Origin of the sequence: Streptomyces sp. WAC 04229 (genome assembly GCF_003947455.1) — a bacterium.
GTDB lineage: Bacteria > Actinomycetota > Actinomycetes > Streptomycetales > Streptomycetaceae > Streptomyces.
The window spans coordinates 1-20,778 of the sequence record NZ_QHJH01000059.1 but is presented as its reverse complement, the minus strand read 5'-3'; the positions used below and the strand labels follow the sequence as shown (position 1 = coordinate 20,778).

Annotated in this window: 16 protein-coding genes; 8 read left to right on the top strand and 8 right to left on the bottom strand. The window is 71.2% G+C overall.

The window, feature by feature from the left end; translation table 11 throughout:
- Positions 1 to 223 precede the first annotated feature (223 nt).
- On the top strand, positions 224 to 1,012 hold the full coding sequence (locus DMH12_RS17955; protein ID WP_125492593.1) for a ferritin-like domain-containing protein: 789 nt from the start codon (positions 224 to 226) through the stop codon (positions 1,010 to 1,012).
- A gap of 17 nt (positions 1,013 to 1,029) precedes the next feature.
- On the opposite strand, the gene corA is transcribed toward DMH12_RS17955, so the two are convergent.
- A complete protein-coding gene (gene corA, locus DMH12_RS17950; protein WP_185832384.1) occupies positions 1,030 to 2,025 on the bottom strand; it encodes a magnesium/cobalt transporter CorA in 996 nt (331 codons plus the stop codon).
- 61 nt (positions 2,026 to 2,086) lie between these two features.
- Between corA and DMH12_RS17945 the strand changes: the two genes are divergently transcribed.
- The 4 genes from DMH12_RS17945 (at position 2,087) to mshC (ending at position 5,578) form a co-directional block, all read left to right on the top strand.
- A complete protein-coding gene (locus DMH12_RS17945) occupies positions 2,087 to 2,773 on the top strand; it encodes a histidine phosphatase family protein (protein ID WP_125492591.1) in 687 nt (228 codons plus the stop codon).
- A 79-nt stretch (positions 2,774 to 2,852) separates the two neighbouring features.
- Positions 2,853 to 3,443, top strand: a complete 591-nt coding sequence (locus tag DMH12_RS17940) for a DUF3090 domain-containing protein (protein ID WP_122617332.1) — start codon at positions 2,853 to 2,855, stop codon at positions 3,441 to 3,443.
- On the top strand, positions 3,407 to 4,237 hold the full coding sequence (locus DMH12_RS17935) for an SCO1664 family protein (protein WP_185832383.1): 831 nt from the start codon (positions 3,407 to 3,409) through the stop codon (positions 4,235 to 4,237). Before DMH12_RS17940 ends, DMH12_RS17935 begins: the two co-directional genes overlap by 37 nt.
- Positions 4,238 to 4,348: 111 nt before the next feature.
- On the top strand, positions 4,349 to 5,578 hold the full coding sequence (mshC, locus tag DMH12_RS17930) for a cysteine--1-D-myo-inosityl 2-amino-2-deoxy-alpha-D-glucopyranoside ligase (RefSeq protein WP_125492589.1): 1,230 nt from the start codon (positions 4,349 to 4,351) through the stop codon (positions 5,576 to 5,578).
- A gap of 91 nt (positions 5,579 to 5,669) precedes the next feature.
- Here mshC and parJ read toward each other — a convergent pair whose 3' ends face one another.
- The 5 genes from parJ to DMH12_RS17905 form a co-directional block, all read right to left on the bottom strand.
- Positions 5,670 to 6,662, bottom strand: coding sequence for a filament polymerization regulator ParJ (parJ, locus tag DMH12_RS17925; RefSeq protein ID WP_125492588.1), 993 nt, complete (start codon positions 6,660 to 6,662; stop codon positions 5,670 to 5,672).
- Between the two features lie 152 nt (positions 6,663 to 6,814).
- Positions 6,815 to 8,431, bottom strand: coding sequence for a glycerol-3-phosphate dehydrogenase/oxidase (locus tag DMH12_RS17920; protein WP_125492587.1), 1,617 nt, complete (start codon positions 8,429 to 8,431; stop codon positions 6,815 to 6,817).
- Positions 8,432 to 8,439: 8 nt separating this feature from the next.
- Positions 8,440 to 9,978 (bottom strand): glycerol kinase GlpK, encoded by a 1,539-nt coding sequence (gene glpK, locus DMH12_RS17915; protein ID WP_125492586.1) that lies wholly within the window; start codon positions 9,976 to 9,978, stop codon positions 8,440 to 8,442.
- A gap of 82 nt (positions 9,979 to 10,060) precedes the next feature.
- On the bottom strand, positions 10,061 to 10,855 hold the full coding sequence (locus DMH12_RS17910; RefSeq protein ID WP_125492585.1) for an MIP/aquaporin family protein: 795 nt from the start codon (positions 10,853 to 10,855) through the stop codon (positions 10,061 to 10,063).
- A gap of 303 nt (positions 10,856 to 11,158) precedes the next feature.
- Complete coding sequence (locus DMH12_RS17905; protein ID WP_122617325.1) at positions 11,159 to 11,923, bottom strand: IclR family transcriptional regulator; 765 nt, start codon at positions 11,921 to 11,923, stop codon at positions 11,159 to 11,161.
- 353 nt (positions 11,924 to 12,276) lie between these two features.
- Between DMH12_RS17905 and metH the strand changes: the two genes are divergently transcribed.
- From metH to DMH12_RS17885, 3 genes are all read left to right on the top strand, one after another.
- Entirely contained in the window at positions 12,277 to 15,789 is a 3,513-nt protein-coding gene (gene metH, locus DMH12_RS17900) for a methionine synthase (protein WP_125492584.1), read from the top strand.
- 143 nt (positions 15,790 to 15,932) lie between these two features.
- A complete protein-coding gene (locus DMH12_RS17895) occupies positions 15,933 to 16,634 on the top strand; it encodes an HAD family phosphatase (RefSeq protein WP_125492583.1) in 702 nt (233 codons plus the stop codon).
- Positions 16,635 to 17,009: 375 nt separating this feature from the next.
- On the top strand, positions 17,010 to 18,614 hold the full coding sequence (locus tag DMH12_RS17885) for an ABC transporter substrate-binding protein (RefSeq protein WP_125492582.1): 1,605 nt from the start codon (positions 17,010 to 17,012) through the stop codon (positions 18,612 to 18,614).
- 99 nt (positions 18,615 to 18,713) lie between these two features.
- On the opposite strand, the gene DMH12_RS17880 is transcribed toward DMH12_RS17885, so the two are convergent.
- Positions 18,714 to 19,385 (bottom strand): response regulator transcription factor, encoded by a 672-nt coding sequence (locus DMH12_RS17880; protein WP_064727043.1) that lies wholly within the window; start codon positions 19,383 to 19,385, stop codon positions 18,714 to 18,716.
- Positions 19,386 to 19,400: 15 nt separating this feature from the next.
- Positions 19,401 to 20,372 (bottom strand): RecB family exonuclease, encoded by a 972-nt coding sequence (locus DMH12_RS17875; RefSeq protein ID WP_185832382.1) that lies wholly within the window; start codon positions 20,370 to 20,372, stop codon positions 19,401 to 19,403.
- Positions 20,373 to 20,778: the final 406 nt, after the last annotated feature.

Sequence of the window (20,778 nt, the reverse complement as noted above, 5' to 3'; positions counted from 1 at the left end):
GGTTCTGCGGCCGTGGTGGGGGCTCGGGGGTCTTCCCCGCCACGGCCGTCACGGGGAACAACGCTTCCGCGCGCCGGTGGTTACGCGTCCCCGTGACCCCGCTGGTCCTTCTTTCGGCGGAGTTGCCCGCCGCACCTGTTGCCGAGTCCCCGCTTCCGCACTTGACTCGATTCGCGGAGTGTGCGGAACCTGCGGACCTTGCAGCGGCAGAAGGGTGCCACCGATGCTTTCGGCGAAGAGCCTGTTCCAGGAGATCCTCGACAACGACGAGTCGTTCCGTCTCTTCTGCTCCATCGCTGCCAGCGGTGAGTCGCAGGGCGGCTGGGAGAACGCGCGCATCGCCGCGCTGGTGCCGGAGAGCGAGCGCGGCCTCGCCCCCAAGATCACCCGGCACGGGGCCGACGAGGACAAGCACGGCCGGATCTTCAACGCCCTGCTGAAGAAGCGCGGCCTCGAACCCGTGGCGGTACCCCCCGAGACCGACTACACCATGCTGCTGGAGCGGCACGGCATTGGCCTCGCCCACGAGAAGCTCAAGGCCGACCAGCCCCTCACCGTGCGGGACGTCATCACCTACCTCGCGCACAGCAGGGTCACCGAGCAGCGCGCGGCCGAGCAGATGGCGATGCTCCTCAAGCACTTCGGCGACGACCCGGACCTGGGCCGGGCCGTCCGCATGATCTCCGCCGACGAGGACAATCACCTCGCCTACTCCCACGAGGAACTGCTGCGCTACACCGCCGACGGGCACGGCGCGTACATCCGGCGCGCCCTGCGCGAGTGCGCGCTGGCCGAGATCCGCGTCCACCGGGACGTCAGCCTCGCCGTGATGGCCCGCATGGGGCGCGTCCTGGGCTGGTCCCGCGGCAGGTCGGCGCTGCTCGCGGCCGGCATCCACGCGACGTACGCCTACGAGCGGCTGGCCGGCTGGCGCCGCATGGTGCGGCTGCGGACCCCCGACCGCCGCGACGCGCTCGGCGGCCCGGCCACCCCGGCCCCCGAGATCGCCTGAGCCACTGGGACACCCCCCTAGAGCCAGCCCCGGCGCTTGAACTGCCGGAACAGCAGCACCTCCAGGACGGCCATCAGCAGGATCACCGCCGGGTAGCCCCCGACCCAGTGCAGTTCCGGCATGTGGTCGAAGTTCATGCCGTAGATCCCCGCGATCATCGTGGGGACCGCGGCCATGGCGGCCCACGCGGAGATCTTCCGCATGTCGTCGTTCTGCCGGACGCTCATCTGCGCCAGATGCGCCGACAGGATGTCCGAGACGAGCCGGTCCAGGTTCTCCACCGACTCGTTCACGCGCGTGAGGTGGTCGCTCACGTCCCGGAAGAACGGCCGCGCCCGGTCGTTCACGAACGGCACCCCGGCGCCGAACGCGCCCGTCCCGGCCAGCCGGGCCAGCGGCGGTGCCAGCGGGCCGGTCGCCCGCCGGAACTCCAGGATCTGCCGCTTGAAGTTGTAGATCCTGGAAGCCGTGTGCCGCGAGCCGCCACCGTCCGGCGAGAAGACCTCGGCCTCCAGCTCCTCCAGGTCGTTCTGGAGCTCTACCGCCACGTCCAGGTAGTGGTCCACGGTCGCGTCCGCGATCGCGTACAGCACCGCCGTGGGCCCCTTGCCGAGCAGCTGGGGCTCGTGCTCCAGACGCTGCCGCACGGCCTTCAGCGGGGAACCCTCGCCGTGCCGGACCACGACCGCGAACGCGTCCCCGAGGAAGATCATCAGTTCGCCGCTGGAGACGGCGTCGCTGTCCGGCTCGTACACCACCGGCTTCAGGACGGCGAAGAGCGAGTCGTCGTACACCTCCAGCTTGGGCCGCTGGTGCGCCTTGAGCGCGTCCTCCACCGCCAGCGGGTGCAACCCGAACTCCTGGCTGACCAGCTCGAACTCGGCCTCCGTCGGCTCGTGCAGCCCGATCCAGACGAAGCCGCCCGCGGACCGCGCCTCGCCGAGCGCGTCGGACAGGTCCTCGGGCCCGTCCGTGCGGTGCCCGTCCCGGTAGATGGCACAGTCGACGATCACCGAACGCATTCTCCCTTCGCCCCGGCGCCCCTGCACGGCGCCGTACGCCTACCCTGGCCGCATGCCCACGCTGATCCTGGTTAGGCACGGACGTTCCACCGCCAACACCGAGGGGCTGCTCGCCGGGTGGACGCCCGGCGTGGCCCTCGACGAACGCGGCGCCGCACAGGCCGCCGCGCTGCCCGCGCGGATCGCCGGCCTGCCACTCTCCGAGATCGTCACCAGCCCGCTCCAGCGCTGCCAGGAAACGGTCCGGCCGCTGCTCGACGCCCGGCCCGGTCTGCGGGCGCACACCGACGAACGCATCGGCGAGTGCCACTACGGCGACTGGTCCGGCCGCAAGCTCGCCGAACTCAAGGACGAGCCCCTCATGGAGGTGGTGCAGTCGCACCCGTCCGCCGCGGCCTTCCCCGGCGGCGAGTCGATGCGCGCGATGCAGACCCGCGCCGCCGAGGCGGTACGCGAGTGGAACGCGCGCGTGGAGCGCGACCACGGCGCCGACGCCGTCTACCTCATGTGCTCGCACGGCGACATCATCAAGTCCCTGGTCGCCGAGGCGCTCGGCCTGCATCTCGACCTCTTCCAGCGGATCTCCGTCGAGCCCTGCTCCGTCACCGCGATCCGCTACACGCGCCTGCGGCCGTTCCTGGTCCGCCTCGGTGACACCGGCGACTTCGCCTCCCTGGCCCCGCAGCAGACGCCGCCGGACGACCAGGCCCCGGTCGGGGGTGGTGCGGGCGCACCGTGATCGTCCGCCGCAGTAGGGTGAACCGGTCGCGGCAGTGCCCCCGATCTTCCGCTTTCCCCGACTCCCATGGAGACAGGACGTGTCCCGTCAGGTGTTCCTCTACGACCAACCGGAACGTTTCGTGGCCGGCACGGTCGGGCTGCCCGGGCGCCGTACGTTCTTCCTCCAGGCCACCGCAGGCTCCCGGGTGACCAGCGTGGCGCTGGAGAAGACCCAGGTCGCCGCCCTCGCCGAGCGCATGGACGAACTGCTCGACGAGGTCGTGCGACGCAGCGGCGGCAGCACCGTCGTCCCCGCAGTGGCCCCCACCGAGCCGTCCGACACCGCGCCGCTCGACACCCCCGTCGAGGAGGAGTTCCGGGTCGGCACCATGGCGCTGGCCTGGGACGGCGAGGACCAGCGCATGATCGTCGAGGCGCAGGCCCTGGTGGAGCTGGAGGCCGAGTCCGAGGAGGACCTGGCGGAGGCCGAGGAACGGCTCCTCCAGGACGAGGAGAACGGCCCCCCGATGCTGCGGGTCCGCCTCACCGGCGCCCAGGCCAGGGCCTTCGCCAAGCGCGCCCTCGACGTCGTCAACGCCGGCCGCCCGCCGTGCCCCCTGTGCAGTCTCCCGCTCGACCCGGAAGGACACGTATGTCCGCGCCAGAACGGATACCGCCGCGGAGCGTGACCACCGACGCGGCCCCGGCCGAGCTGCTCGCCCTGGGTGAACTGACCGTGCGCGGGCGCATCCGTGAGGCCTCCAACGCCGCGCTGTACTGCACCGTGACGCACGAGGGGCGCGAGGCGGCCTGCATCTACAAGCCGGTCGCGGGCGAGCGGCCCCTGTGGGACTTCCCCGACGGCACCCTCGCCCAGCGCGAGGTCGCCGCCTACGAGGTGTCCGAGGCCACCGGCTGGGGCCTGGTCCCGCCCACCGTGCTGCGCGAGGGGCCCTACGGCGAGGGCATGGTCCAGCTGTGGATCGAGGCGGTGCCGGAGGCGGAACTGCTCGCCCTGGTGGACGAGGAGGACCCCGGCCCCGGCTGGAAGGGGATCGCCCTGGCCGAGGTCGGCGAGGGCCGCACCGCGCTGCTCGTGCACGCCGACGACGAGCGGTTGCGCAGGCTCGCCGTACTGGACGCCGTGATCAACAACGCCGACCGCAAGGGCGGGCACCTGCTGCCCGCCGACGGCGAGCGGCTGTACGGCATCGACCACGGGGTCACCTTCCACGCCGAGAACAAGCTGCGCACCCTGCTGTGGGGCTGGGCGGGCGACCCGCTCACCGGGGAGGCCCTGGCGGCCCTGGACGCCCTCAGAGAGGCCCTCAAGGACGGCGGCGCCCTGGCGCTCAGACTCGGCGGCCTCATCACCCCCGCCGAACTCGACGCCACGCGCGCGCGGGTCGACACCCTGCTGGCCTCCGGGAAACACCCCGAACCCGGCGGCGAGTGGCCGGCCATCCCCTGGCCGCCGGTCTAGGCAACCCGGTGCCGCGGAAGCACGAGGGCCGGTCCGGCGCAAGAGCGCCTTACCGGCCAACCGGCCCGGTCCGGTTCGTGTACGGAACATCCGTCCGGTTACGCTCATGACATGCATGCCTGGCCCGCTTCCGAGGTCCCCGTCCTGCCCGGTCAGGGCCGCGACCTGAGGATCCACGACACCGCGACCGGAGACCTGGTGACCCTCGCCCCCGGTCCCGTCGCCCGCATCTACGTCTGCGGCATCACGCCGTACGACGCGACCCATATGGGGCACGCGGCGACCTACAACGCGTTCGACCTCGTCCAGCGCGTGTGGCTCGACACCAAGCGACAGGTGCACTACGTCCAGAACGTCACCGACGTCGACGACCCGCTCCTGGAGCGTGCCGTGCGCGACGACGTCGACTGGACCGCCCTCGCCGAGAAGGAGACCGCCCTCTTCCGCGAGGACATGACGGCACTGCGGATGCTTCCGCCGCGGCATTACATAGGCGCCGTCGAGGCCATACCCGGCATCGTCCCGCTCGTCGAGCGGCTGCGCGACGCCGGCGCCGCCTACGAGCTGGAGGGCGACACCTACTTCTCCGTGGAGGCCGACCCGCACTTCGGCGGCGTCTCCCACCTCGACGCCGCCGCCATGCGGCTGCTCTCGGCCGAACGGGGCGGCGACCCGGACCGGCCGGGCAAGAAGAACCCGCTCGACCCGATGCTGTGGATGGCGGCGCGTGAAGGGGAGCCCAGCTGGGACGGCGCGTCCCTCGGCCGAGGGCGCCCCGGCTGGCACATCGAGTGCGTGGCCATCGCCCTCGACCACCTCGGCATGGGCTTCGACGTCCAGGGCGGCGGCTCCGACCTCGCCTTCCCGCACCACGAGATGGGCGCCTCGCACGCCCAGGCCCTCACCGGCGAGTTCCCCATGGCCAAGGCGTACGTCCACGCCGGCATGGTCGGTCTCGACGGCGAGAAGATGTCCAAGTCCAAGGGCAACCTGGTCTTCGTGTCGGCGCTGCGCCGCGACGGCGTCGACCCCGCCGCCATCCGGCTGTCGCTGCTCGCCCACCACTACCGGGCCGACTGGGAGTGGACCGACCAGGTGCTGCGGGACGCCGTCGCCCGGCTGGACCGCTGGCGCGCCGCCGTGTCCCGGCCCGACGGCCCGCCCGCCGAGGCGCTCGTCGAGGAGATCCGCGCCGCCCTCGCGAACGACCTGGACTCGCCGGCCGCGCTCGACGCCGTCGACCGCTGGGCCGCCCGTCAGCAGGAGAGCGGCGGCACGGACGAGGGCGCGCCCGGCGTCGTCTCCCGCGCGGTGGACGCCCTGATGGGCGTGGCCCTGTAGGCAGCCGCACAGCCGCAGCACACCCGCGCACGGACGCGGAACGGGGGCGCTTCCGCCGGGAAGCGCCCCCGTCCGACATCGGTGAACCCGCTCAGTCCTCCGACGACTCCTCATCGTCCCCGGTCGCCTTCGGCGGCCGCGGCGGGCGGGTCCGGCCGCTGGGGTTGTCCCGCAGGAACGGCGTGCCGGGCGGCCCGTCGCCGCCGTCCGCCGTGGCGTGCCCGCCCGGTCCGCCCGTCCCGGAGCCGTCCCGGCGCCGCAGATACCGCTCGAACTCGCGGGCGATGGCCTCGCCCGAGGCCTCCGGCAGCTCCGCGGTGTCCCGGGCCTCCTCCAGCGACTGCACGTACTCGGCGACCTCGCTGTCCTCGGCGGCCAGCTGGTCCACGCCGGTCTGCCAGGCGCGGGCGTCCTCGGCCAGCTCGCCCAGCGGGACGCGCACCCCGATCAGGTCCTCCAGCCGGTTCAGCAGGGCCAGCGTCGCCTTCGGGTTGGGCGGCTGCGACACGTAGTGCGGCACCGCGGCCCACAGCGACACGGCCGGTACGCCCGCGTGGGCGCACGCCTCCTGGAGGATGCCGACGATGCCGGTCGGCCCCTCGTACTTGGTCTCCTCCAGGTCCATGCGCCGGGCCAGGTCGGCGTCCGACGTGGTCCCGCTGATCGGCACCGGACGGGTGTGCGGGGTGTCGCCCAGCAGGGCGCCCAGGACGACCACCAGCTCGACGCCCAGTTCGTGGGCGAAGCCGAGCAGTTCGTTGCAGAACGAGCGCCAGCGCATGGACGGTTCGATGCCGCGGACGAGGACGAGGTCGCGCGGCTTGTCGCCGCCGATCCGCACCACCGAGAGTCTGGTCGTCGGCCAGGTGACCTTGCGGACGCCGTCCTCCATGAAGACGGTGGGACGGTTGACCTGGAAGTCGTAGTAGTCCTCGGCGTCCAGCGCCGCGAAGACCTCGCCCTTCCATTCCCTGTCGAGATGCGCGACCGCGGTGGAGGCGGCGTCGCCGGCATCGTTCCAGCCCTCGAACGCGGCCACCATGACCGGGTCGACCAGCTCGGGAACCCCCTCGAGCTCGATCACCCAGCGCCTCCTTCCGACGTGCCCTCGCGTACCCCCCAACCTTACGGCGTGCGGAGGGGCCGCCCGCAGCCCCCTCGCACGGGGCAGTGAACGGATCACTGCCCCGCGAGAGGGGGCCGGACACCCTCCTGGCCTGCCCGGAGAGCGTCGGCCTACTTCCCGTCGAGCAGGCCCTGGACCTTCGCGCGGACGTCGTCGGTGGCCAGGCCGCGGATGGTCAGCGTGGTCCGGCGGCGCAGTACGTCGTCCGCCGTCTCGGCCCACTCGTTGTCTCGGGCCCACACGACCTGCGCCCAGATCTCCGGGGCGTCCGGGTGGACCCGCCCGGCCAGTTCCGGGTTCTCGTTGGCCAGCCGGGCGATGTCGAAGGCCAGCGAACCGTAGTGGGTCGCCAGGTGCCGCGCGGTGTCCGCGGCCATACGCGGGCCGGGCGCCGGACCGTCGACCAGCAGCCGGTGGGCGACCGCGCGCGGGTTGGCGACACCGGGCAGCGGCAGCTTCTTCGGCAGCGAGGCGATGGGCTCGAAGTCCTCGCCCAGCGGGTGGCCCGGCAGCGCCTCCAGCTTCTTCATCACCGTGCGGCCGATGTGGCGGAAGGTGGTCCACTTGCCGCCGGCCACGGACAGCATGCCGCCCCGGCCCTCGGTGACGACCGTCTCGCGCTTGGCCTTGGCGGTGTCACCCGGACCGCCGGGCAGCACCCGCAGACCCGCGAAGGAGTACGTGATCAGGTCCCGGTCGAGCTGCTGGTCGCGGATGGAGAACGCGGCCTCGTCGAGGATCTGGGCTATGTCCTTGTCGTTGACCGCGACGTCCGCCGGGTCGCCCTCGAACTCCTCGTCGGTCGTGCCGAGCAGCAGCATGTCCTCCCAGGGGAGGGCGAAGGTGATCCGGTACTTGTCGATCGGGGTGGCCAGCGCGGCCTTCCAGGGCGCGGTGCGCTTGAGCACCAGGTGCGCGCCCTTGGACAGGCGGATGGACGGCGCGGCCGCCGGGTCCTCCATGCGGCGCAGGTGGTCGACCCAGGGCCCGGTGGCGTTGAGCACCAGGCGCGCGTTCACCCCGAACTCGTCGCCGGTCAGCCGGTCCTTCAGCTCCGCGCCGGTCACCCGGCCCTTGGTGAAGCGCAGGCCGGTGACCTCGGCGTGGTTGAGGACGACCGCGCCGGAGTCGACCGCCGCGCGGACGGTCATCAGCGCCATGCGGGCGTCGTTCATCTGGTCGTCGCCGTACACGGCCACGGCCTTGAGGTTGTCGGTGCGCAGCTCCGGCACGTCCTGCGCGGCCTTGGCCGGGGAGAGCAGGTGGCCGACGCCGTCACCGAAGGCGGACAGCGCCGAGTACGCGAAGACGCCGGCCCCGAGCTTCGCCGCGCCGTGCGGCCCGCCCTTGTACACGGGGAGGTAGAAGGTGAGCGGGTTCGCCAGGTGGGGGGCCACCTGGCGGGAGACCGCACGGCGCTCGAAGTGGTTCTCCGCCACCAGCTTCACCGCGCCGGTCTGCAGGTAGCGCAGTCCGCCGTGGAGCAGCTTGGAGGAGGCTGAGGAGGTGGCGCCGGCGAAGTCGCCGGCGTCGACCACGGCCACCCTGAGGCCGGACTGCGCGGCGTGCCAGGCGGTGGAGATGCCCAGGATGCCGCCGCCGATCACGAGAAGGTCGTACGACGCCTTGGAGAGCTGCTCCCGGGTCTCGGCCCGGCTCGGGTTGGAGCCGGAGGCCGGGTGCGTACCCAGGGCAGGCACGGACTGCAGGGTGGACTGAGTGGTCATTGCGGTTCTTACTCCTCGTCCTCGAGCCAGCCCATGGTCCGCTCGACGGCCTTGAGCCAGCTCTTGTACTCACGGTCGCGGGTCTCCGCGTCCATGCGGGGGGTCCACTCGGCGGCCCGCCGCCAGTTGGCGCGCAGGTCGTCGGTGCTGTTCCAGAAGCCGACGGCCAGGCCGGCGGCGTAGGCGGCGCCGAGGCAGGTGGTCTCGGCGACCATCGGGCGCACCACGGGGGCGTCCACGAAGTCGGCGAGGGTCTGCATCAGCAGGTTGTTGGAGGTCATGCCGCCGTCGACCTTGAGGGCGGTCAGCTCCACGCCGGAGTCCTTCGTCATGGCGTCCGCGATCTCCCGCGTCTGCCAGGCGGTGGCCTCCAGGACGGCGCGCGCGAGGTGCGCCTTGGTGACGTACCGGGTGAGGCCGGCGATCACACCGCGGGCGTCGGAGCGCCAGTACGGGGCGAACAGGCCGGAGAAGGCCGGGACGAAGTAGGCGCCGCCGTTGTCCTCGACCGTCAGGGCGAGGGTCTCGATCTCGGCGGCGGTGGAGATCAGGCCCATCTGGTCGCGCATCCACTGCACCAGCGAACCGGTGACGGCGATCGAGCCCTCCAGGGCGTAGACCGTGTCCTGGTCGCCGATCTTGTAGCCGACGGTGGTCAGCAGGCCCGAGTAGGAGTTGATGAGCTTGTCACCGGTGTTCATCACCATGAAGGTGCCGGTGCCGTACGTCGACTTGGTCTCGCCCTCGGAGAAGCAGGTCTGCCCGAACAGGGCCGCCTGCTGGTCGCCGAGCGCGGAGGCGACCGGGATGCCGCCCAGCAGGTCGCCGAGCCGGCCGCCGGTGATCTCGCCGTAGACCTCGGCGGAGGAGCGGATCTCGGGGAGCATCTGCATCGGCACGCCGATGGACTCGGCGATCTTCTCGTCCCACGCCATGGTGTGCAGGTTCATCAGCATGGTGCGGGAGGCGTTGGTGACGTCGGTGACGTGCCTGCCGCCGTTCACACCGCCCGTCAGGTTCCAGATGACCCAGGTGTCCATGGTGCCGAAGAGCAGGTCGCCCGCCTCGGCGCGCTCGCGCACCCCGTCGACGTTGTCGAGCAGCCAGCGGGCCTTGGGGCCGGCGAAGTAGGAGGCCAGCGGCAGGCCGGTCTCGCGGCGGAAGCGGTCCTGGCCGACGTTGCGGCCGAGTTCCTTGCACAGGGCGTCGGTGCGGGTGTCCTGCCAGACGATGGCGTTGTGGACGGGCTCACCGGTGTTCTTGTCCCAGACGAGGGTGGTCTCGCGCTGGTTGGTGATGCCGATGGCCTTGATGTCGTCGCGGGTGATGCCGGCCTTCTCGACGGCACCGGCGACGACCTCCTGGACGTTGGTCCAGATCTCGGTGGCGTTGTGCTCGACCCAGCCCGGCTTCGGGAAGATCTGCTCGTGCTCCTTCTGGTCGACGGAGACGATGCGCCCGTCGCGGTCGAAGACGATGCAGCGGGACGACGTGGTGCCCTGGTCGATGGCCGCGATGAAGGGTCCGGCGGTGTGGGCGTCGGTCACTGTGTGCTCCTGGTTCCGTGGTGGGTGGCCGGTCGGTGCGGCGCGTGTGCTGCGGCCCGATGATGGCCGAGCGTAGGTCCGCTCAGGCGAACGCGAGGTTGTAGACACCTCCGGCGATGGCGCCGCCGATCAGCGGACCGACGACCGGGATCCACGCGTAGGACCAGTCGGAACCGCCCTTGTTGGGCAGGGGCAGCAGGGCGTGCACGATGCGCGGGCCGAGGTCGCGGACCGGGTTGATGGCGTAGCCCGTCGGGCCGCCGAGCGAGAGGCCGATGGAGACCACCACGAACGCCGTGATCAGGACGCCCAGGACGCCGAGGCCGTCGCCCTCGCCGTTGAGGCCCTGGGTGAGGATGGCGAGCAGCAGGACGAAGGTGCCGATGATCTCGGTGGCGAGGTTCTGGACCACGTGCCGGATCTCGGGGCCGGTGGAGAAGACGCCCAGGACGGGTCCCGCGCCCTTCTCCTGCGCCTCGACGGCCTTGGCCGTCGTGTCCTGGGCACCGGGACCGCCGACGATCTCGCGGTCGGTGAGGTGGGCCTGGAACTGGCCGTAGTAGGCGACCCAGACCAGGACCGCACCGATCATGGCGCCGAGCATCTGGCCCGCGAAGTAGGTCGGGACGTTGCTCCAGTCACCGTCCTTGATCGCGATGCCGACCGTCACGGCGGGGTTGAGGTGGGCGCCGGAGAGCGGCGTCGAGATGTACGCCGCCGTCATGACGGCGAAGCCCCACCCGAGGGCGATGGCGACCCAGCCGGCGTTGCGCGCCTTGGAGGCCTTGAGCGTCACGGCGGCACAGACACCGCCGCCGAGCAGGATGAGTATGGCGGTACCGATGGTCTCGCCGATGAAGATGTCGGAGCTGGACACCCGCGACTCCTTTGTCCTTCGTCCAGGGGAAGCCGAACCCCGGGTCCCTCCGGGTGTTCCGGCGCCCTCGGTATGAGAGCGATGGCGGCCCTTGGCGTTGTCACACTCTAACGCGTATTGCCGGTAGGTGTTCGACAATGCCGACCGATGGACGCGAGTCTGGCTCGGTGTCCCGGGTGCGTCAAGAGCCCTGTTATCGAAAGCACGATCGTTATTGATCGTCTCGGGCTATCGGTCCTCGGACGGACATGACTGAGGGCCGGGACGCCCGCGGCGCCCGGCCCTCTGTTCCTTCCCCGGACGCTAGAAGCGCCCGGCCCCCAGGTCCCGCGACACCGCGCGGGCGCAGTCCCGGACCGCCGCGACCAGCTCGGGCCGCAGCTCGCCCTCCCGGCGCAGCCGCTCCACCGCGCCGGTGATGCCGACCGCGCCGACCGGCATGCGCCTGCGGTCGTGGATGGGGGCGGCGATGGAGGCGATCCCCTCCCAGGTCTCCTCCACGTCGGCCGCGTACCCGCGCGCGCGGGTGATGTCCAGGATGTGCTCGAACCCCTCCGGCTCGCAGACCGTCCGGTCCGTGTACGCCTTGCGGTCCGCCTCCAGCGCCTCGCTGTGCGCGACCGGGTCGTACGCCGACAGCACCTTGCCCAGCGCCGTGGAGTGCAGCGGCTGCATGGCCCCGATCTCCAGGACCTGTCGGCTGTCGTCGGGCCGGAAGACGTGGTGCACGATCAGGACGCCCTGCTGGTGCAGGACCCCCAGGTGGACGCTCTCCCCGCTGGAGCGGGCCAGGTCGTCCGTCCACACCAGGGCGCGGGCCCGCAGCTCGTGCACGTCGAGGTACGTCGTGCCCAGGCGCAGCAGCTCCGCGCCCAGCTGGTAGCGCCCGGAGGCGTCGTCCTGCTCGACGAACCCCTCCTGCTGGAGGGTGCGCAGGATGCCGTGTGCGGTGCCCTTGGCCAGACCCAGCGAGGAGGCGATGTCCGACAGGCCGAGCCGCCGCTCACCGCCCGCGAGCAGGCGCAGCATCGCGGCCGCCCGTTCGAGCGACTGGATGTTCCGTGCCATCGACGTACTGCCTCCGTCCCCTTCGAGTGCCGACCTCGGCGCCACTGACGTCGTTCGGCAATGCCGAACACTACCGGTCGATGCCGACCTCCCGCTAACCGTCGGCGGGCAACTGTTGCACTTCGGCCACCTTCCGGTGGCCACGGCCGTCCTCCGGAGGCCGCCGGGAACCGCGCGTCATCCTTTCGGCGGGCCGTTCCGCCCCGCCACACTCGTCCGCCTCGTGGACGCCCCGACCATCCGTCCCCGGTCCCGGCTACCCTGGCGTCGTGCGTCCTCCCCCGGGACGTCCCCAGCGGACGGCACCCGGGCAGCGCAAAGCCGACAGCCGTCGCATCCTAGGGAGCCCTTTCATGGCCTCGTCGCCATCCACCCCGCCCGCCGACACCCGGACCCGCGTGTCCGCCCTCCGCGAGGCCCTCGCCAGCCGCGTCGTGGTCGCCGACGGCGCGATGGGCACCATGCTCCAGGCGCAGAACCCCTCACTGGACGACTTCCAGCAACTGGAGGGGTGCAACGAGGTCCTGAACCTCACCCGGCCGGACATCGTGCGGTCGGTGCACGAGGAGTACTTCGCCGCCGGTGTCGACTGCGTGGAGACGAACACCTTCGGCGCGAACCACTCCGCGCTGGGCGAGTACGACATCCCCGAGCGCGTCCACGAGCTGTCCGAGGCCGGCGCCCGGGTGGCCCGCGAGGTGGCCGACGAGTTCCAGGCCCGCGACGGCCGGCAGCGCTGGGTCCTGGGCTCGATGGGCCCCGGCACGAAGCTCCCCACCCTCGGACACGCCCCGTACACGGTGCTGCGCGACGCCTACCAGCGCAACGCCGAGGGCCTGGTCGCGGGCGGCGCGGACGCCCTGCTGGTGGAGACCACGCAGGACCTCCTCCAGACCAAGTCCTCCGTGCTCGGCGCCCGGCGCGCCCTGGACGCCCTCGGCCTCGACCTGCCGGTGATCGTGTCGGTGACCGTGGAGACGACCGGCACCATGCTGCTCGGCTCGGAGATCGGCGCCGCGCTCACGGCGCTGGAGCCGCTGGGCATCGACATGATCGGCCTGAACTGCGCCACCGGCCCGGCGGAGATGAGCGAGCACCTGCGCTACCTCGCCCGGCACTCCCGCGTCCCGCTGTCCTGCATGCCCAACGCCGGTCTGCCGGTCCTGGGCAAGGACGGGGCGCACTACCCGCTGACCGCGCCGGAGCTGGCGGACGCGCAGGAGACGTTCGTCCGCGAGTACGGCCTGTCCCTGATCGGCGGCTGCTGCGGCACCACGCCCGAGCACCTGCGCCAGGTCGTCGAGCGGGTGCGGGACACGGCCCCCGGCGAGCGGCAGCCCCGGCCCGAACCGGGCGCCGCCTCCCTCTACCAGACGGTCCCCTTCCGGCAGGACACCTCGTACCTGGCGATCGGCGAGCGGACCAACGCCAACGGCTCGAAGAAGTTCCGCGAGGCCATGCTGGAGGGCCGCTGGGACGACTGCGTGGAGATGGCCCGGGACCAGATCCGCGAGGGCGCGCACATGCTCGACCTGTGCGTGGACTACGTCGGCCGCGACGGCGTGGCCGACATGGAGGAGCTGGCGGGGCGCTTCGCGACCGCGTCGACACTGCCGATCGTGCTGGACTCCACCGAGGTCGAGGTCGTCCGGGCCGGGCTGGAGAAGCTCGGCGGCCGCGCGGTGATCAACTCGGTGAACTACGAGGACGGCGACGGCCCGGAGTCCCGCTTCGCCCGGGTCACGGCGCTGGCGCGGGAGCACGGCGCCGCACTGATCGCGCTGACCATCGACGAGGAGGGCCAGGCCCGCACCGCCGAGAAGAAGGTCGAGATCGCCGAGCGGCTCATCGACGACCTCACCGGCAACTGGGGCATCCACGAGTCGGACATCCTCGTCGACTGCCTGACGTTCACCATCTGCACCGGCCAGGAGGAGTCCCGCAAGGACGGTGTCGCCACCATCGAGGGCATCCGGGAGCTGAAGAGGCGGCACCCGGACGTCCAGACCACGCTCGGTCTGTCCAACATCTCCTTCGGCCTCAACCCGGCCGCCCGCATCCTGCTGAACTCCGTGTTCCTGGACGAGTGCGTCAAGGCGGGCCTGGACTCGGCGATCGTCCACGCGTCCAAGATCCTGCCGATCGCCCGGTTCGACGACGAGCAGGTCACCACCGCGCTCGACCTGATCTACGACCGGCGCAGCGAGGGCTACGACCCGCTGCAGAAGCTGATGCAGCTCTTCGAGGGTGCCACCGCCAAGTCCCTCAAGGCGTCCAAGGCCGAGGAACTGGCGGCGCTGCCGCTGGACGAGCGGCTCAAGCGGCGCATCATCGACGGTGAGCGCAACGGCCTGGAGCAGGACCTGGACGAGGCCCTCCAGGAGCGCCCGGCGCTGGAGATCGTGAACGAGACCCTGCTGGACGGCATGAAGGTCGTCGGCGAGCTGTTCGGCTCCGGCCAGATGCAGCTGCCGTTCGTGCTCCAGTCCGCCGAGGTCATGAAGACCGCGGTGGCGCACCTGGAACCGCACATGGAGAAGACGGACGACGACGGCAAGGGCACCATCGTGCTCGCCACGGTCCGCGGCGACGTCCACGACATCGGCAAGAACCTCGTCGACATCATCCTGTCCAACAACGGCTACAACGTCGTCAACCTCGGCATCAAGCAGCCGGTCTCCGCGATCCTGGAGGCGGCCGACGAGCACAAGGCCGATGTCATCGGCATGTCCGGGCTCCTGGTCAAGTCCACGGTGATCATGAAGGAGAACCTGGAGGAGCTGAACCAGCGCAAGCTGGCCGCCGACTACCCGGTGATCCTCGGCGGCGCGGCCCTCACCCGCGCCTACGTGGAGCAGGACCTGCACGAGATCTACGACGGCGAGGTCCGCTACGCCCGCGACGCCTTCGAGGGCCTGCGCCTCATGGACGCGCTGATCGGGATCAAGCGGGGAGTGCCGGGCGCCAAGCTGCCGGAGCTGAAGCAGCGCAGGGTCCGCGCGACCGGCATCGAGGTCGAGGAGCGGCCCGAGGAGGGCCACGTCCGCTCCGACGTCGCCGTCGACAACCCGGTGCCCGAGCCGCCGTTCCGCGGCACCCGCGTCGTCAAGGGCATCCAGCTCAAGGAGTACGCCTCCTGGCTCGACGAGGGCGCCCTGTTCAAGGGCCAGTGGGGCCTCAAGCAGGCCCGCACCGGCGAGGGGCCCTCGTACGACGAACTGGTCGAGACCGAGGGCCGGCCGCGGCTGCGCGGCCTCCTCGACCGGCTCCAGACGGAGAACCTGCTGGAAGCGGCCGTCGTCTACGGCTACTTCCCCTGCGTCTCCAAGGACGACGACCTCATCGTCCTCGACGACGACGGCAACGAGCGCACCCGGTTCAGCTTCCCGCGCCAGCGCCGCGGCCGGCGGCTGTGCCTGGCCGACTTCTTCCGCCCGGAGGAGTCCGGTGAGACCGACGTCGTCGGCTTCCAGGTCGTCACCGTCGGCTCCCGCATCGGCGAGGAGACGGCCCGCATGTTCGAGGCCAACGCCTACCGCGACTACCTCGAGCTGCACGGCCTGTCCGTGCAGCTCGCCGAGGCCCTCGCCGAGTACTGGCACGCGCGCGTGCGCTCCGAGCTGGGCTTCGCGGGGGAGGACCCCGCCGAGATGGAGGACATGTTCGCCCTGAAGTACCGGGGCGCCCGCTTCTCCCTCGGCTACGGCGCCTGCCCGGAGCTGGAGGACCGCGCCAAGATCGCCGACCTGCTCCAGCCGGAGCGCATCGGCGTCCACCTGTCGGAGGAGTTCCAGCTCCACCCCGAGCAGTCCACCGACGCCATCGTCATCCACCACCCCGAGGCGAAGTACTTCAACGCCCGCTGACCCCCGCCCGCTGAACCCCGGTGTGAGCCGCTCCACAGGCCACACCAGGCGTTCCGGCCCCGCACGACGTACACTGGTCGGTCCACCGCAGGCCGGTTCCCCACGTGGGAACCGGCCTGATCGTCCCTCAAGGAGGTACGTGGATGACCAGCACGGTCCCCGCACTCGGAACCCGTCCGGCCGAAGGCTCAGCCCTGCAGGCCGTGCTCCTCGACATGGACGGCACCCTGGTGGACACCGAGGGCTTCTGGTGGGACGTCGAGGTCGAGGTCTTCGCCTCCCTCGGCCACACCCTCGACGACTCCTGGCGCCACGTGGTCGTCGGCGGCCCCATGACCCGCAGCGCCGGCTTCCTGATCGAGGCCACCGGCGCCGACATCACCCTCGCCGAACTGAGCGTCCTGCTCAACGACGGCTTCGAGCAGCGCATCGGCAGCGACCTGCGGCTCATGCCGGGCGCCGCCCGGCTGCTCGCGGAGCTGTCCGCGCACGAGATCCCCACCGCACTGGTCTCCGCCTCGCACCGGCGCATCATCGACCGCGTGCTGACCTCGCTCGGCCCGCGGCACTTCGCCCTCACCGTCGCCGGTGACGAGGTGCCGCGCACCAAGCCCCACCCCGACCCCTACCTGGCCGCCGCGGCCGGGCTCGGCGTGGACCCCGCGCGGTGCGCCGTCGTCGAGGACACCGCGACCGGGGTCGCCGCCGCCGAGGCCGCCGGCTGCCAGGTCGTCGCCGTGCCCTCGGTCGCCCCCATCACACCGGGCGCGCGGCGCACCGTGGTCGACTCCCTGGAAGAGGTCGACCTGACATTTCTGCGCGGTCTGATGACCGTAATGCTCTAAGCGTTCCCGGCGTTATTCCCACCCTCCCCGATGGCCGAATTGCAGCACCGGTCACCGACCGCGAAATGTGACGTTCCCCACGTTGTCAGGGGTCGACAGGCGTGCGTAGGTGTGCTGCTTTCGGCCAGGCGAACGTTGTCGAGGAGTCCTTGTGTCCTGATTGGTGAAAGCCTGCACTAATCCTTCCACTGTCGGGTTTTCGGTGTGTCCACACCCGGTTTCGCTCCGTGATGAGCCCCCAACTCCGGTGGCTGCGAGCCCCCGTGCGGGCGCGGACTAATCTCGTCGCGAGAACGTCCGCCACTACCCCCGTGATCCGCCGCGACACCCCTGCATTCCGGATACACGGACCGACAGCTCTGGAGAAACTCGAGCATGAACCGTAAGACTTTGGTGCTGCCGGTCGTCCTCGGCCTGCTCGCGCCGGTACTCGCCGCCTGCGGCGGGTCCGACGGCGGCAGCGGCGGCGGGGACGCGATAGTCGTCGGCACCACGGACCGGTTCACCATCACGAAGGACGTCACGGCGCCCCTCGACCCGGCCTGGGCCTACGACGTCGGAGCCTGGAACATCATGCGCCACACCTCGCAGACGCTGATGACCCAGCCGCGCGGTGACGGCGAGCCCGTCCCCGAGGCCGCCGAGAAGTGCGGCTTCACCGACACCGGCAACGAGCGCTACGCCTGCACCCTGCGCGACGGCCTGCAGTTCTCCAACGGCGACGCCATCACCGCCGAGGACGTCAAGTACTCCATCGACCGCGCCATCTCCCTGAAGGCGGACAGCGGCGTCTCCGCGCTGCTGTCGACCGTGGACACCGTGGAGACCCAGGGCGACCGCGAGGTCATCTTCCACCTCAACTCCGCCGACGCGACCTTCCCGTACAAGCTGTCGACGCCCGTGGCCGGCATCGTGGACAAGGAGTCCTACCCGAAGGACAAGCTGCGCGAGGGCTTCGAACTCAGCGGGTCCGGCCCGTACGAGATGAAGGGCGAGTCCAAGGACGGCGTCCTCGACAAGGTCGTGTTCACCAAGAACCCCAACTACAAGGGGAGTCTGAAGGTGAACAACGACAAGGTGGAGCTGGTGTCCTTCGACGACGCCGACGCCATGGGAACCGCCCTGGACAAGGGCGACATCGACGTCATGACGCGCGCCATGACGCCGGAGCAGATCCGCAAGCTCTCCAACAGCTCCGACAGCGACGTCAAGCTCATCGAGGTCGCCGGTCTCGAGATCCGGTACCTCGGCTTCAACGTCGACGCGCCCAGCGTGAAGGACAAGGCCATCCGGCAGGCCATGGCCCGGCTCATCAACCGCGACGAACTCGTCGCCAAGGTCTACGGTTCGCAGGCCGAGCCGCTGTACTCGATGGTCCCGGCCAGCATCACCGGCCACTCCAACTCGTTCTTCAACAAGTACGGCGACCCGGACCCGGGCGCCGCGAAGCAGGCGCTGAAGTCGGCCGGCATCGAAACGCCGGTCAAGCTGACCCTGCACTACACCACCGACCACTACGGTGCCGCGACCAAGCCGGAGTTCGAGGAGCTGCAGCGCCAGCTCAACGAGAGCGGCCTCTTCGACGTCGCCATCGAGGGCAAGCCCTGGGACGTCTTCCGCCCCGCCGAGCGCGACCTCAAGTACGACGTCTTCGGCATGGGCTGGTTCCCCGACTTCCCGGACGCGGACAGCTTCATCGCGCCGTTCCTCGACCGGGACAACACGCTCAACTCGCCCTACCTGAACCCGAAGATCATCAACGATCTGATCCCCGAGTCCCGGCGTGAGGCCGACCGCCTCTCCGCGGTGGACACCCTCACGGAGATCCAGGACATCACCGCCGAGGACGTCCCGGTCATCCCGCTGTGGCAGGGCAAGCAGTACGTGGCCGCCGGCGACGACGTCACCGGCACCGCCTACCTGCTCAACTCCGCCTCGTCGCTCCAGCTGTGGGAGCTGGGCCGGGGCGTGAGCGGCTGACACCCCCGCCGGACCACACGAAGGGCGCCCTCCTCCGACCGGAGGAGGGCGCCCTTCGCGCTGCTCAGCTGCTCTACCGCACTGCTCTACCGCACTGCTCTACTGCGCGCCGGGACGGACCAGACCGCTCTCGTACGCGTACACCGCCGCCTGCACCCGGTCCCGCAGGCCCAGCTTGGTCAGCACATGACCCACATGCGTCTTCACGGTGGTCTCGCTGACGAACAGGTCGGCGGCGATCTCCGCGTTGGACAGACCCCGGGCCACCAGCTTCAGCACCTCGACCTCACGGTCCGTCAGCGTGTGCAGCGTGTCCGGCACCGGCTCGTCGCCCGAGGGCAGATGCGTGGCGTACTTGTCGAGCAGCCGCCGGGTGATGCTCGGCGCCAGCATCGCCTCGCCGCCCGCCACCACCCGGATCGCCTGCACCAGCTCGTTGGCCGGAGCGTCCTTCAGCAGGAACCCGCTGGCGCCCGCCTTCAACGCCTCGACCACGTACTCGTCGAGGTCGAAGGTGGTCAGCACCAGCACCTTCGCCGGACCGTCCCGCTCGGGCCCGGTGATCTGCCGGGTCGCCTCCACACCGTCCATCCGCGGCATGCGGATGTCCATCAGCACCACATCGGGCTGCAGCGCCCGCACCTGGTCGAGTGCCTGGAGGCCGTCGCCGGCCTCGCCGACGACCGCGATGTCCTGCTCCGCCTCCAGAATCATCCGGAAGCCCGTGCGCAGCAGCGGCTGGTCGTCGACCAGTAGGACGCGAATGGCCACGTAAGTCTCCTTCGGCTAGCCCGGGCCCATTCTGCCCTGCTCGGTGCCACCGGACTCGGCCGCCCTCACCGGCAGCGGATAGGGCGGGGGAGTACCGCCGAATTCCGGGCAGTGCGCCTGGTGGTCGCACCAGCCGCACAGCTTGGTGGGACGCGGACGCCACTCACCCGTCTCGGTCGCCAGCCGGATCGCCTCCCACAACGCCAGCAGCTTGCGCTCCACCCGCTCCAGGTCGGCGAGGACCGGATCGTAGGTGAGCACGTCGCCGCTGCCGAGATAGACGAGCTGCAGGCGCCGCGGGACGACCTTCTTCAGCCGCCACACCACCAGCGCGTAGAACTTCATCTGGAACAGCGCGCCCTCGGCGTACTGCGGCTTGGGAGCCTTGCCCGTCTTGTAGTCGACGATCCGCACCTCGCCCGTGGGAGCCACGTCGACCCGGTCGATGATGCCGCGCAGCCGCAGCCCCGAATCCAGCTCCGCCTCCACGAACAGCTCCCGCTCGGCGGGCTCGAGACGGCTCGGGTCCTCCAGGGTGAACCACCGCTCGACGAGCCGCTCCGCCTCCCCGAGCCACCGCGCCAGCCGCTCGCCCTCCGGATCGTCCGCGAACAGCTCGCCGACCTCCGGCCTGCTCTCCCGCAACCGGTCCCACTGACCGGGAACCAGCGCCTTGGCCCGCGGCGCGGTGCGCTCGGCCGCCGGGGCGTCGAAGAGCCGCTCCAGCACCGCGTGCACCAGCGTGCCCCTCGTCGCCGCCTCGCTCGGCTTCTCCGGCAGCCGGTCGATGACCCGGAACCGGTACAACAACGGGCACTGCATGAAATCGCCGGCCCGGGACGGCGAGAGCGAGGCCGGCCGTACCGCCACGGGCGCGGGGGCGGCGGCCTCCGCGCCCACCGCCGCGTCCGCGCCGTCCGCCACCGTCGTCGCCGGTCGGGCGGGTCCGCCCGCGTCCTGCGCGACATCCTCGATGCTCGTCTCCATGCCCACAGACCCTACGGCCCGCCACCGACAGTGACCCACCCCGTGGCCCGTGACCCGTGTGACGGAAGGGAAGCACAGGGGTGCCGGGGCGGAACGGACGGGGGCGGACGCATACCATCGACAGGAGACCCTCCCGTCCGGCAGGCGGGAGACGCTTCGAACGAGGGGACACCGTGGACGTGAGCGGCGGGAGCGGGCACCCGCGGTCCGGCAACGACGAGTCGGCCCGGCCCCAGTCGGGTCCCACGACCCCGGCCGCCGACAGCGCACAGCCGGACCCCGCGGCCCCCACGACACCCGGGACACCGGGCCCGGAGCCCCAGGGCCCCCACCCCAGGGGGCGGTACCCGCCGGGACAGCAGCCGCCGCCGGGGCCGTACCCGGCGCCTCCGCAGCCGTACCAGGG